Consider the following 13,338-nt stretch of genomic DNA (forward strand, 5'->3'; position numbering starts at 1 on the left):
GCAGCAGGAGTGACCATGAGCCAGCAGGCCGGGTCGAGTCCCCTCGTCGAGGAGAGGGACGGCGTCGAGCGGGTCCGTACCGACAGCGACCGCCCTCCTGTCGCGGTGCGCGCACCGCACCTCGTGACGGGAAGGGAGAAACTCGTCTTCGTCCTCATCGGCCTGCTCGGGGCGGTCGGCTGGGCGATGATCGCGGTGGTCCGCGGCGAGCACGTCAACGCGGTCTGGTTCGTCTTCGCGGCGGTGTGCACGTACATCATCGGGTACCGCTTCTACGCCCGCCTCATCGAGTACAAGGTCCTCAAGCCGCGTGACGAGCGCGCCACCCCCGCAGAGGAGTTCGAGAACGGCAAGGACTTCATGCCAACCGACCGGCGGGTGCTCTTCGGGCACCACTTCGCCGCGATCGCCGGCGCCGGTCCGCTCGTCGGTCCTGTCCTCGCGGCGCAGATGGGGTACCTGCCCGGCACGCTGTGGATCGTCTTCGGTGTCGTCTTCGCCGGCGCGGTGCAGGACTACATGGTCCTGCACCTGTCGATCCGCCGTGGCGGTCGCAGCCTCGGCCAGATGGCCCGGGACGAGCTCGGCCGGGTCGGTGGCACGGCCGCGATCGTCGGCGTGCTCGCCATCATGCTCATCCTCATCGCCGTCCTCGGCATCGTCGTCATCGGCGCGCTCGCCAACTCCCCCTGGGGCGTCTTCTCCATCGCGATGACGATCCCGATCGCCCTCTTCATGGGGCTCTACCTGCGCTTCCTGCGGCCCGGTGCCGTCGGCGAGGTCTCGCTCATCGGCGTCGTCCTGCTCGTCGTCGCGATCATCGGTGGCGGCTGGGTGTCGGACCACCCGACGCTCTCGGGCACCTTCACCCTCGAGCCGATCACGCTGGCCTGGCTGCTCATCGCCTACGGCTTCGCTGCCTCGGTGCTGCCGGTCTGGCTGCTCCTCGCCCCGCGCGACTACCTGTCGACGTACATGAAGGTCGGCACCATCGCGCTGCTGGCCATCGGCATCCTCGTGGCACGCCCCGAGGTCAGGATGCCGGCGGTCACCGAGTTCGCCTCGACCGGGACGGGGCCGGCCTTCGCCGGCTCGCTCTTCCCCTTCCTCTTCATCACCATCGCCTGCGGAGCGCTGTCCGGGTTCCACGCGCTGATCGCCTCGGGCACGACGCCGAAGCTCATCGAGAAGGAGAGCCAGGCCCGCTTCATCGGCTACGGCTCGATGCTCACCGAGTCCTTCGTCGCCGTCATGGCGATGGTCGCGGCCGTGAGCATCGACCAGCACATCTACTTCGCGATGAACGCCCCGGCGGCCCTCACCGGCGGCGAGCCGGGCAGCGCCGCCGACTACGTCAACGGCCTGCCGCTCCTCACCCCCGGCGGCGGCCCGGTCCCGCCGGTCGACGCGGCGACGCTGCAGCAGGCCGCGGACAGCGTCGGCGAGGAGACGATCATCTCCCGCACCGGTGGGGCCCCGACGCTGGCCTTCGGCATGAGCGAGGTCATGAGCGTCTTCGGCGGCGACTCGCTCAAGAGCTTCTGGTACCACTTCGCGGTGATGTTCGAGGCGCTCTTCATCCTCACGACGGTCGACGCCGGCACCCGCGTAGCGCGCTTCATGACCTCCGACGCGCTCGGCAACCTGCCCGGCCTGGGCCGCTTCAAGGACCCGTCGTGGCGGCCGGGCGCGTGGCTGTGCAGCTTCCTCGTCGTGGCCGGTTGGGGCTCGATCCTCGTCATGGGCATCCTCGACCCGCTCGGCGGGATCTACACGCTCTTCCCGCTCTTCGGCATCGCCAACCAGCTGCTCGCGGCGATCGCGCTGGCGGTGGTGACGACGATCATCGTCAAGCAGGGCAACCTGCGCTGGGCCTGGATCCCGGGAGTCGCCCTCGTGTGGGACCTGGTCATCACGCTGTGGGCCTCCGCGCTGAAGATCTTCAGCAGCAACCCCAAGATCGGCTACTTCGCCCAGCGCGACGCCTTCGTCGAGGCCCGGGACAAGGGTGAGCTGCTCACCGGGGCCAAGAGCGCCGCGGACATGGACAAGATCATCTTCAACTCCGGCGTCCAGGGCGCGCTGTCGATCATCTTCGCGGTGCTCGTCATCATCGTCGTCGTCGCCGCGGTGGCCGTGATGGTCCGCGCGGCCCGCGCCGGTGGCCTGCCGACGAGCGAGACGAAGGGGGTCCCCTCCCGGATCTTCGCGCCGTCCGGCCCGATGGCGACCCCGGAGGAGAAGGCCGTCCTCGCCGAGTGGCGAGAGGCGGGCCTCGAGCCCTCCCCCGCGGCCAGGCGCGGCCACCGATGAACGCGGTGACGGGCTCCCCCTTCGACGTGCTGCGGCGGATCGGCCGCTTCGTGTCGGGGGTGACCGGCGCCGACCGCTACGAGCGGTACGTCGAGCACCTGCAGCGGGTCCACCCGGGCGCTCCCGTGCCGACGCGAGCGGAGTTCTGGCGGGCGCACTACGAGGAGCAGGAGCGCCACCCGGGCACCCGCTGCTGCTGATCAGTCCCGGACGCCCGCGAGCGTCTCGTGGATCTCCCTCGCGATCGGCGCAGCGGACGCACCACCGGTGCCGCCCTGCGACACGACGACCGCGACGACGTAGCGCGGCCTGGTCGTCGGCGCGTAGGAGACGAACCACGCCGTGTCCTCCTTGCCGTAGACCTCGGCGGTGCCGGTCTTGCCGGCAACCGGCCAGCGGCGCAACGGGAAGCCCTCGAAGGCCGAGCGGGCGGTGCCGCCGGGCTCCGAGACGACGTCACCGAGCGCGACCCGCAGCAGCGCGCCCGACTCCCCCGGCAGGTCGACCTCGCGGGCGGTCGGTGCGTCGATCGCGGTCCGGGTGCCGTCGGGGGCGATGCCCGCGCGGGCGAGGTGCGGAGTCGGCGCGCGCCCGTCAGCGGCGATGGTGCCGTAGACGCGGGCCATCTGGAGCAGGGTCGCCGTGACGTCGCCCTGCCCGATCGACAGGTTGGCCTCGTCGCCGGGACGGAACTGGTAGCCGTTGTCGCAGTTCTCCCGGGCGATCGCGGTGAGGTAGGCGCGGCGGGTGGGGTCGGCGATCTCCGGGTGGCCGCGCTCGGCCTCGCGGCAGGAGGCGTCCTTGGTCGTGTCCCACCACTCCTGCTTCCAGGCGCGGTCCGGGATGCGTCCCGCGGACTCGGCGGGCAGGTCGATCCCGGTCGGCTCGCCGAGCCCGAGGTCGCGCGCGGTGTCGATGAGGGGGTCACCGTCGTCGTCGGCGGACAGGCCGCCCTGCTCGCGCCACACGTCCTCGGCGACGCGGTAGAAGACCGTGTCGCAGGAGACCTTGATCGCCTCGCGCCAGGTGATCCACCCGTAGGCCCGCGACTCGAAGTTGTTGAAGGTCCGGTCCCCGATCCGGTGCGAGGCGGAGCAGTTGACCTCGTCGTCGAGGTCGGTACCCGCCGCGACGGCGCCGGGCAGGGTGACCGCCTTGAAGGTCGAGGCCGGGGGCTGCGCCACCCCCGCCACGCGGTCGATGAGCGGGCTGCCATCACCCTCGGTGAGCCGCTCGTACTGCTCCTGGGTCACGCCGCGCGACCAGACCGAGGGGTCGTAGGTCGGCACGCTCGCGGAGGCGACGACCCCGCCGTCGCGCAGGTCGAGGACGACCGCGGCCGCGCTGTCGGCGGCGTTGCCGCGCGCCCTCGCGTCCCGGATCCCCTGGGCGAGAGCGGACTCCGTGCGGCGCTGGATCGGCAGGTCGAGCGTGGTCACCAGGTCCGACCCGGGGACGGGCTCGCTCCGGCCCACCTCCTCGACGGCGACCCCGCGGGCGTCGACGCGCACGTCGCGGTACCCGGGGCGCCCGCGCAGCAGCTCGTCGTACTGCCGCTCCAGGCCGGAGGCGCCGACGAGGTCGTCGGCCGAGATCGCGCCCCCCGAGGCCTCGACGGTCGCGGCATCGGGTCGCGCGAGGTACCCGGTGGTCTGCGGGGCGCCGCCCCCCTTCGCCCGTGGGTAGCCGCGGACCGGCTGCCGGGTGACGGCCACGCCCGGGTAGAGCTCGGGACGCTCGGTGATCGCCGCGGCATCGGCCGGGTCGACGTCGACGGCGACCGGCACCGGGACCAGGGCGGAGCCGGGCCAGCAGGCCGGCGGGTCGGCCGCCCCGGGTGCACCGCAGAGGGTGGTCCTCCCCCACAGCCGCGCGAAGGGGAGGTCCAGCGCCTCGCTGAGTCGGCGGACCGTCGCGCGCCCGCCGTCCGGGGCATCGGCGAGCGAGGCGCGGTCGATCGTCAGGTCGGTGCGCACCGCGTTGTCGACGAGCGGTCGGCCGTCGCGGTCCAGGATCCGGCCGCGCAGGGCGGGCAGCGCCACGCGGGTCGTGCCCGGGCCCTGCACCCCGGGGTCCGCGGCCGGGTGGTCCGTGAGCTGCAGCTGACCGAGACGCCCGAGGAGCACCCCGGCCATGAGCGCGAGGACGGCGAGCGAGGCGAGCATGCGGGCCTGCATGCGGGGCGCGCGAGGCCTCATGCCAGTCCCCTCGTCACGAGGGTGGCCTCGAGGCGCTCGACGAGGCCGACGACGACGAGACCGAGGGTCGCCGTGGCGAGCACCTGCCAGCCGAGCGCTCCCCATGCCACCGGCCGCGCGCTGGCGAGATCGATGAGCACAGGCGCCGCGCGGGTGACGACCACGGCGAGCACGACGACCGGCACCGGCCACCACCACGGGTGGCCGGAGCGCCGTCGGGCGGTGCCGGCGACCCACCCGGCCGCCGCGTAGGCCAGGCCCGAGAGACCGAGCGGCGCACCGACGGGCGGGGCGAGGTCGACGAGCCAACCGCCGACGAGCCCGATGAGCGCCCCGGAGGGCGAGCCCGCGGCGAGGGCGACGCCGACGACGACGAGCAGGACGAGGTCGGGCGGGGCGAGCACCCCTCGGGCGCCGAGCGCGAGCACGGCGACGAGGGCGAGGGCGAGGAGGAGCAGGCGCACCGGCCAGCGCAGGCCGCTCACGGGGTGCGCCGGCTCGTGCGGCCGGGACCGACGACGACCGCGACGACGTCGACGGTCGCGAGGTCGACCGCGGGATCGACGACGGCGGTGTCGGTGAGGGCGCCAGCGGCGTGCTCGACGCGCGTCACCGTGCCGACGTGGATGCCGGGCGGGTACGGCCGTTGCCCGGGGCTGCCGAGCGTCGTGACGTCGTCCCCCTTCGTCGTCCGGGCGCGGGTGAGCTGGGTGATGACGAGCTCGTCCGCGGCGTGCGTCGTCGTGGGGTCCGACCCCGACAGGGTGCCGATGACTCCTCGCGGCCCGGTGCGGACCCCGACGCCCGCATCGGGCGCTCCGACGACGGCGACGTCGGCGCTCCAGTCGGCGACGGAGACGACCCGGCCCACGAGACCGTCCGGGGCGATGACCGCGCTGTCGACGCGCACGCCGTCGCGACGGCCGACGTCGATCGTCACCCGCTCCGGGCCGGACGCCCCGGCGCGGTCGAGCGCGACCACGCGCGCGCTGACCGTGCGCAGCTCGCCCGCGTCGAGCTCGTCGAGAGCCCGTGCCGCACGGCCCTGCTGGCGCAGGGTCCGGACCTCCTCGGCGAGGCGGATGTTGTCCCGCTCGAGCCGGTCGGTCTCGTCGTCACCGGGCGAGACGAGTCGCTCGACGGGCCCCAGGACCGCGTCGCCGGCCCCACGCAGGGGGCCGAGCGGCGCACCGGCGAGGTCCGCCAGCAGCACGAGCAGCGTGAGCGCGAGCAGCACGGGCAGGACGCGGCGACGCATCAGAACCGGTGGCCGTCGACGAGGACGGGTTGCAGTGCGGCGAAGTCGTCGACGCACCGGCCGGCGCCGCGCACCACGGCGCGCAGCGGCGCGTCGGCGACGGTGACGGGGACGCCGAGCTCGTGGCGCAGCCGCGCGTCGAGCCCGCGCAGCAGCGCGCCACCGCCGGTGAGGGTGATGCCGCGCTGGAGCACGTCGCCGGCGAGCTCGGGCGGGCAGCGGTCGAGGACGTCACGGACCAGGCCGACGACCTCACCGACGGGCCCGGCGATGGCCCGCCGGATCTCGGCCGAGCCGACGTCGACGGTCTTGGGCAGGCCCGTGACGAGGTCGCGGCCGCGCACGCGCGTGGACACCTCGGTGGCGAGCGGGAACGCGGAGCCGACCTCGACCTTGATGTGCTCGGCGCTCCGCTCCCCGAGCAGCAGCGAGAGGTGGCGGCGCACGTGGTCGACGATGGCGTCGTCGATGGCGTCGCCGGCGGTGCGGGTGCTGCGCGAGGCGACGATCCCGCCGAGCGCGATGACGGCGACGTCGGTCGAGCCGCCGCCGATGTCGACGACCATCGAGGCCTGGGTGTCGGTCACCGGGAGGCCGGCGCCGATGGCGGCGACCATCGGCTCCTCGACGAGGTAGACGCGCCGGGCTCCGACGCGCAGGACGGCCTCCTCGACCGCCCGACGCTCGACACCCGTGATGTCGCTCGGGATGCACACGACGACGCGCGGGCGGAAGACGCGGGACATGCCGACGCGGTCGGTGAACCACCGCAGCATCTGCTCGGTGGCATCGGGCTCGCTGATGACCCCGGCGCGCATCGGACGCACCGCCCGGACGGCCCCGGGCGTGCGCCCGAGCATCTCCTTGGCCCGGGTGCCCGCGGCGACGAGCTCCCCCGTCTCGGCACTCACCGCGACGACGCTCGGCTCGTCGAGGACGACGCCGCGATCCTGGTGGTGGATCAGGGTGTTGGCGGTCCCGAGGTCGATGGCGAGGTCACGGGCCAGGCGTGGGAGCCCTCGGCGTCCTCCTCGTGCTCCCTCCGCCACGTCAGAGCTTCGGGAACCAGATGCCGATCTCATGGTCGGCGGACTCCGGCGAGTCGGAGCCGTGGACGATGTTCTCGTCCACCGCGCCGGCCCACTTGCGGCCGAGGTCGCCACGGATCGTGCCGGGGGCCGCCTCGGTCGGCTTGGTCGCGCCGGCGAGCGAACGGAAGCCCTTGATGCACTCCTGGCCCTCGATGACGACCGCGGCCACGGGGCCGGAGGACATGAAGTCCAGGAGCGGCTCGTAGAAGGGCTTGCCCTCGTGCTCGGCGTAGTGCGCGGCGAGCTGCTCCCGGGTCGGGGTGACCACGGAGAGCGCGACGAGGGTGTACCCCTTCGCCTCGATCCGGCGGATCACCTCACCGGTGAGGCCACGGCGGAAGCCGTCGGGCTTGACGAGGATCAGGGAGCGTTCGGTCTGCACGGTCTCGGTCACGGGCCCCAGCGTAGTCACGCGCTGATCGTGCCCGTACCCAGCAGGGCGAAGAGGCCGAGCGCCAGGAGGATCCGGTAGACCATGAAGGGGGTGAAGGTGTGGGTGGTGATGTAGCGCATGAACCACGCAATGACGGCGTAGCCGACGACGAAGGCGATGAGGGTGGCCACGATGATCGGCGTCCAGCCGGTCTCCCCGGTCCCTTCTCCCCCGGCGATCTTGACGACCTGCAGGCCGCCCGAGGCGATGACCGCGGGGATCGCGAGGAGGAAGCTGTATCGGGCCGCGGCCTCACGGGTGTAGCCCATGAAGAGACCGCCGGCGATCGTGCCGCCGCTGCGGGAGACCCCCGGCACGAGGGCCAGGGCCTGCCAGAGGCCGTAGAAGATGCCGTGCTTCCACGACAGCTCGGTCAGCTCGCGGCGCTGGGTGCCGAGCCGCTCGGCGGCCATGATGACGAGGGCGAAGACGAGCAGCATCGTCGCGGTGATCCACAGGCTCCGCAGCGAGGTCTCGATCTGGTCCTGGAAGAGGATGCCGAGGAGGCCGATGGGGATGGTGCCGATGATGACGAGCCAGCCCATGCGCACGTCCGGGTCGTCCTTGGCGACCTTGCCGGCGAGTGAGAGGCACCACTTGCGGATGATCGTCGTGATGTCGCGCCAGAAGTAGATGACGACCGCGGCCTCGGTGCCCAGCTGGGTGATCGCGGTGAACGCCGCGCCCGGGTCCTCCTGCCCGAGCAGCTGCCCGACGATCGAGACGTGGGCGCTGGAGCTGACCGGGAGGAACTCGGTGAGCCCCTGGACGAGCCCGAGGATGATGGCGGTGATGAGGTCCAAGGTCAGCTCTCCTGCTGGGTCGTGGCGCGGGCGGCCTGTTCACGATCGACGCGTCGGCCCACGCGCTGGCAGTAGCCGTACAGGAGCGCGAACATCGCACCGACGACGAACATCATCGGCACGAAGAGTCCCGACAGGATGGACAGAACCTGGACGACCCATCCCAGGGCCGGGCCGAAGGGCCGCTTCATGACACCCGCGGAGACGAGCGCGAGGACGGCCAGGCCGCAGAGCAGGACGAAGGGGGTCAGCCCCGCGATCACCGCGTCCTGGTCCGGGTCGAGGCCCCGGCTCGTCAGGGCGCCGAAGAAGATGACGAGCGCCTGGCCGCCCACGACGGTGGCGAGCATCCGCCACATGAACTTGCCCTGGGGGCGCGGCTGCTGGTCGGGAGTCACGGTGGTCAAGGGTAAGCGGCTCACTCGTCGTCGAGATCCACCGGCACCTCGACCGGCGGGGCGACGGGATCCTCGACGTCGGTCACGCCGAGGAGCAGGCGCACCTCACCGACGGTGACGATGGACCCGGTCGCGACGACACCGCCGGCGACTCCCCCTTCGTCCGCCAGCTCGGCCGCGCGGTCGAGCGCGTCGGGCAGCTCGTCGACGACCGTGACGCGGTGGTCACCGAAGACCTCCCCGGCGATCTCGCCCAGGCGGTCGGGACGCATCGCGCGCGGGGAGGTCGAGCGGGTGACGACGACCTCGTCGAGCGCCGGCTCGAGGGCCTCGAGGATCCCGACGACGTCCTTGTCCTTGAAGATCGAGACGACGCCGACGAGGTGGCTGAAGGTGAAGGAGTCCTTGAGCGCCTCGGCGAGGACCGCCGCGCCGTGCGGGTTGTGGGCCGCGTCGACGATGACGGTGGGGCTGCGGCGCACGATCTCGAGACGACCGGGCGAGGTGGCGGTCGCCAGCCCGGCGGCGAGGACCTCCTCCCCGAGCGGCTGCTCTCCCCCGCCGAGGAAGGCCTCGACGGCCGCGACGGCGAGCGCCGCGTTGCCCGCCTGGTGCGCGCCGTGGAGCTTGAGCAGCAGGTCGGGGTGGTCCCCGGCGAGGCCGCGCAGGGAGATGACCTGGCCGCCGACCGCGACCTCGCGCTCGAGGACCCCGAAGTCGGCTCCCTCGACCTTCAGCTGCGCGCCGACCTCCTCGGCCCGCTCGCGCAGGATGTCCAGGACCTCGGGCTCCTGGGGGGCGGTCACGGCGATGGCGCCGGGGTGGATGATCCCCGCCTTCTCCGAGGCGATGTCCTCGATGGAGTCACCCAGGAAGTGCTGGTGGTCGAGCCCGACGGGGGTGATGACCGCGACGTCGGCCTCGAGCACGTTGGTCGCGTCCCACGACCCGCCCATGCCGACCTCGATGATCGCGATGTCGATCGGCGCGTCGGCGAAGGCCGCGTAGGCGAGCGCGACGAGCACCTCGAAGTAGGTCATCCGCGGTCCACCCTCGGCGACCGAGCGGGTGTCGACCGCGTCGACGAAGGGGGCGATGTCCGCCCACGCGTCGAGGAAGGCCTCGCGCGTGATCAGCTCCCCGCCGATGGTGATCCGCTCCCGGATGTCCTGCAGGTGCGGCGAGGTGAACCGTCCCGTCTTCAGGCCCGACTCGCGCAGCACCGACTCGATGATCCGCGCGGTCGAGGTCTTGCCGTTGGTGCCCGTGACGTGGATCGCCGGAAAGGTGCGCTGCGGCTCGCCGAGCAGGTCCATGACCGCCCGGATGCGGTCGAGGCTGGGCTGCAGGTCGTGCTCGGGCGCACGCTCGAGGATGCTCTCCTCCACCTGGCGCATGCGCTTGCGCAGCTCGAGGTCGGCGGCGGCCTGCCGCTGGGCGGCGTCGGGGGCGGGGCTCATGCCGCAGATTGTCCCATCGTCAGGCCCCACGGCGTGCACGCAGCACGACGTCGTGCACGTGGTGCGCGGAGACCGCGCCGGCCGGGCGCTCCCGGCGCTCGTGGACCTCGACGACCCATCCGGGTCGCTCGACGATCGCGGCGACGAGGTCATCGGTGTCGACGAAGGCGTGGTGGTCGAAGGGCCGGGTCCGGTCCGCGTCGCCGTGCGTCGCGGTCTCGTCCATGTCGTGCGTGTCGTGGTTGACGACGACGAGGTGGCCGCCCGGCGCGACGGCGTCGAGCACGTGGGCGACGCCGCGGCCGTCGGGCGTCCGCGGGATGGATGCGTAGGCGGCTGTCACGAGGTCGTGCTGCGCGGAGCCGAAGGGGGCAGCAGCGTTGACGTCGGCCTGCACCAGGACGATGTCGAGGCCGCGGTCGCGGGCGGCGGCACCGACGCGCTCGAGCGCGAGGGTCGAGATGTCGTTCGCCGTCACCCGCCAGCCCTGCTCGGCGAGCCAGAGGGCGTCGCCCCCTTCGCCGGCGCCCACGTCGAGCGCGCTGCCGGGAGTGAGGCCCGTGGCCTCCGCGACGAGCGAGCCGTTGGGGTTGCCGCTCCACTGCAGGTCGCGGGAGGAGTAGCGCCCGTCCCAGTCCGCAACGTGGGCGAGGGGCCGGGCCGCGGCCTCCATGTCCTCGCGGGCCAGGTCGAAGCCGACCATGCTGCCCACGCGGCTGCCCGCCGCGGCTGTCGGCAGGACCTGGAGCATCGGCTCGGCGAGCGTGCCGGCGGCGTAGACGCCGGGGACCGCGGTCTCACCCGTCATGCCGTCGGCCTCGACGTACGTGGCGACGCCGCTCGGGTGCTCGCAGGCCATGAGGCCCACCCCGGCGAAGGGGGCGACGCGGGCGTGCAGCCGCGTCATGACGTGGACGGTGTCGGCGTCGACGACGGTGCCGTCCACGAGGCGGATCCCGCTGAGCGCTCCCGAGTCGTCGCTGATCACGCGCTCCGCCCGGGCCACGACGACGCGCACCCCGGCCTCCCGCAGCTGCTGCAGCTCGAGCGCGTCGGCGACCACGCCATCGTGGACGAGCACGGTGAGGTCGGCGGTGAGCTGCCGGAGCAGCGGCAGCGGGTGCAGACCCGTCGCCGACGTCACCATCGAGACGATCCGCCGGTCCCGGGACTCGTACCCGTGGCAGAACGGGCAGTGGATGACCGCGCCGCCCCAGTGCTCGGCGAGACCCGTCACGTCCGGCAGCTCGTCGGTGAGGCCGGTCGCGGCGACCACCCGGCGGGCGTGCACGACGTGCCCCCCGGAGAGCTCGATGCGGAAGCCGCCCTCCTCGCGGGTCACGGCGGTGGCCCGGCCGGTGAGCACCTCGGCGCCGTAGGAGCGCACCTCCTCGCGGGCGATCCGCAGGAAGTCGGCCGGGGAGCGTCCCTCGTGCCCGAGGTAGCTGTGCATGTGGTCGGCCGGGGCGTTGCGGGGCTCGCCGGAGTCGACGACGATGACCGACCGGCGCTGGCGGGAGAGCTGCAGGGCCGCGGCGAGGCCGGCGGCGGACCCGCCGACGACGGCGACGTCGACCTGCCTCGCGATGACGGGGGCGGAGCGACTGCTGGCGTGACCCTGGGTGCTCATGACGTCCACCGTAGGCTGGTCTGGCGTATGCTGCATACACCCTTGCAGTATTCGCAAGACCGCCGTGGCGCACCCGAGCAGGAGGACCCGTGAGCGAGATCGAGCAGACCGTCCGCACCCGGCTCCGCGGCCTGCGCACGGCCCAGTCGCTCTCGCTCGACGACCTGGCCGAGCGCTCCCACCTCAGCCCCTCGACGATCAGCCGCATCGAGACCGGCAAGCGAGCGATCAGCCTCGACGTCCTCCTGCCCCTCGCCCGGGCCCTGCGCACCGACGTCGAGTCCCTGCTCGCCGAGGACGTCGACGAGGACGTCGTCATCCGCCCGGCGCCGACCCGGGAGGGCGGGCGCACGACCTGGATGCTCACGAAGGCCACGGGCTCGACGGCAGCGATGAAGGTGCGCCTCGAGGCGAGCGCCCGCGCACCGGAGCAGCGCGTCCACCCCGGCCACGACTGGTTCTTCGTGCTCGAGGGCCAGGTCCAGCTCCTCCTCGGCGATCGCACGATCGTCGTCGAAGCCGGTGAGGCGGCGGAGTTCGAGACGATGACGCCCCACTCCTTCGGGGCGCTGGACGGGCCCGCCGAGGTCATCATGATCTTCGACCGGGACGGGCACCGGGTGCACCGCCACGACGGACGGGACTGACACCTCCGTTCACTCGCGCGATTGAGTAGGTTAGCCTCTCCTAACCATCCATCGACCTGAGGTTCTGCCATGCCCCTGCCCCGCCTGCGCACCACCGGTGTCGCCCTCCTCGTCGCCGCACCCGTCGCCCTGAGCGCCTGCGGCTCGGACCCCGCCACCGACGCCGCCGCGACGTCCGGCTCCGACGACTCCGCATTCCCCGTGAGCATCGAGTCCGCCCTCGGCACCGCCGAGATCACCGAGAAGCCGAAGAAGGTCGTCACCCTCGGCCAGGGCTCCACCGAGACCTCGATCGCCCTCGGCACCGTGCCGGTGGGCATGGAGGAGTACGCGTGGGCCGCCGACGAGTCCGGCTACACGCCGTGGGTCCACGAGGCCGTCAAGGACGAAGGGGGCACGCTCCCGGAGTTCGTCGGGGCCGGCGAGGAGCTGGACCTGGAGAAGATCGTCGAGCTCGAGCCCGACGTCATCCTCGCCCCCTGGTCCGGCATCACCCAGGAGCAGTACGACTCGCTGAGCGAGATCGCCCCGACCGTCGCCTACCCGGACAAGGCGTGGAGCACCGACTGGGACGAGCAGATCGAGATCATCGGCGAGGCGCTCGGCGAGGAGGAGCAGGCCCGGGGTGTCGTCGAGGACCTCGAGCAGCAGCTCGCCGACGAGGCGAAGAAGCACCCCGAGTGGGCCGAGCACACCTTCTCGTACGTCTACACGACACCCGACACCCTCGGTGTCTTCCTGCCGACGGAGCAGCGCGCCGCGATCGTGCAGAAGCTCGGGCTGAAGCCCGACCCGGTCGTCAAGACCCTCGAGGAGACCGAGGGAACCGACTCCGCGGTCATCGGCTACGAGAACGCCGACAAGCTGAACGACAGCGACCTGATCTTCACCTTCTACAGCGATCCGAAGGCCAAGAAGCAGGCGATGGACAACAAGCTCTACGCCTCGATCCCGGCGATCAAGCAGGGCGCGGTCGTCGCCGGCGAGGACAACGCCTTCGTCACCGCCTCGTCGATGATCAACCCGCTCACCGTGCCGTACACGCTCGAGCGCTACCCGAAGATGATCGACAAGGCCGTCGCCAAGGCCGACGGCAAGTGATCCTCG

General features: G+C 72.6%; 13 protein-coding genes. 4 read left to right on the plus strand and 9 right to left on the minus strand.

Annotation, left to right across the window (positions count from 1 at the left end; all coding sequences use genetic code 11):
• The first annotated feature begins 15 nt into the window (after window positions 1-15).
• Complete coding sequence (locus tag V3C34_RS13435; RefSeq protein WP_346007373.1) at window positions 16-2,313, plus strand: carbon starvation CstA family protein; 2,298 nt, start codon at window positions 16-18, stop codon at window positions 2,311-2,313.
• Window positions 2,310-2,513, plus strand: coding sequence for a YbdD/YjiX family protein (locus V3C34_RS13440; RefSeq protein WP_068322804.1), 204 nt, complete (start codon window positions 2,310-2,312; stop codon window positions 2,511-2,513). The genes V3C34_RS13435 and V3C34_RS13440 overlap by 4 nt, the downstream gene beginning before the upstream one ends.
• Here the strand turns inward: V3C34_RS13440 and V3C34_RS13445 are convergent, their stop codons facing one another.
• The 9 genes from V3C34_RS13445 to V3C34_RS13485 are packed head-to-tail and all read right to left on the minus strand — an operon-like array spanning window position 2,514 to window position 11,584.
• Window positions 2,514-4,511, minus strand: a complete 1,998-nt coding sequence (locus tag V3C34_RS13445; protein ID WP_346007374.1) for a penicillin-binding transpeptidase domain-containing protein — start codon at window positions 4,509-4,511, stop codon at window positions 2,514-2,516.
• Complete coding sequence (gene mreD / locus V3C34_RS13450; protein WP_346007375.1) at window positions 4,508-4,996, minus strand: rod shape-determining protein MreD; 489 nt, start codon at window positions 4,994-4,996, stop codon at window positions 4,508-4,510. The genes V3C34_RS13445 and mreD overlap by 4 nt, the downstream gene beginning before the upstream one ends.
• Complete coding sequence (mreC, locus tag V3C34_RS13455; RefSeq protein WP_346007376.1) at window positions 4,993-5,769, minus strand: rod shape-determining protein MreC; 777 nt, start codon at window positions 5,767-5,769, stop codon at window positions 4,993-4,995. Before mreC ends, mreD begins: the two co-directional genes overlap by 4 nt.
• Window positions 5,769-6,818, minus strand: coding sequence for a rod shape-determining protein (locus V3C34_RS13460; RefSeq protein ID WP_303621104.1), 1,050 nt, complete (start codon window positions 6,816-6,818; stop codon window positions 5,769-5,771). Before V3C34_RS13460 ends, mreC begins: the two co-directional genes overlap by 1 nt.
• A gap of 1 nt (window position 6,819) precedes the next feature.
• A complete protein-coding gene (ndk, locus tag V3C34_RS13465) occupies window positions 6,820-7,242 on the minus strand; it encodes a nucleoside-diphosphate kinase (RefSeq protein WP_428832224.1) in 423 nt (140 codons plus the stop codon).
• A 26-nt stretch (window positions 7,243-7,268) separates the two neighbouring features.
• On the minus strand, window positions 7,269-8,096 hold the full coding sequence (locus tag V3C34_RS13470; protein ID WP_346007378.1) for an undecaprenyl-diphosphate phosphatase: 828 nt from the start codon (window positions 8,094-8,096) through the stop codon (window positions 7,269-7,271).
• A 2-nt stretch (window positions 8,097-8,098) separates the two neighbouring features.
• Complete coding sequence (locus V3C34_RS13475; RefSeq protein ID WP_169701822.1) at window positions 8,099-8,494, minus strand: DUF4233 domain-containing protein; 396 nt, start codon at window positions 8,492-8,494, stop codon at window positions 8,099-8,101.
• 20 nt (window positions 8,495-8,514) lie between these two features.
• Window positions 8,515-9,954 (minus strand): folylpolyglutamate synthase/dihydrofolate synthase family protein, encoded by a 1,440-nt coding sequence (locus V3C34_RS13480; RefSeq protein WP_346007379.1) that lies wholly within the window; start codon window positions 9,952-9,954, stop codon window positions 8,515-8,517.
• Window positions 9,955-9,973: 19 nt separating this feature from the next.
• Window positions 9,974-11,584, minus strand: a complete 1,611-nt coding sequence (locus V3C34_RS13485; protein ID WP_346007380.1) for an FAD-dependent oxidoreductase — start codon at window positions 11,582-11,584, stop codon at window positions 9,974-9,976.
• 89 nt (window positions 11,585-11,673) lie between these two features.
• On the opposite strand from V3C34_RS13485, the gene V3C34_RS13490 reads away from it, so the two are divergent.
• Together V3C34_RS13490 and V3C34_RS13495 are read left to right on the plus strand one after the other, a co-directional pair.
• The gene (locus V3C34_RS13490) at window positions 11,674-12,231 is read left to right on the plus strand and encodes an XRE family transcriptional regulator (protein WP_346007381.1); all 558 of its coding nucleotides are present in this window, start codon (window positions 11,674-11,676) and stop codon (window positions 12,229-12,231) included.
• Between the two features lie 69 nt (window positions 12,232-12,300).
• The gene (locus tag V3C34_RS13495) at window positions 12,301-13,332 is read left to right on the plus strand and encodes an iron-siderophore ABC transporter substrate-binding protein (protein ID WP_338537864.1); all 1,032 of its coding nucleotides are present in this window, start codon (window positions 12,301-12,303) and stop codon (window positions 13,330-13,332) included.
• Window positions 13,333-13,338 lie beyond the last annotated feature (6 nt).

Origin of the sequence: Janibacter terrae (assembly GCF_039636765.1) — a bacterium.
In the GTDB taxonomy this organism is placed as follows: domain Bacteria; phylum Actinomycetota; class Actinomycetes; order Actinomycetales; family Dermatophilaceae; genus Janibacter; species Janibacter terrae.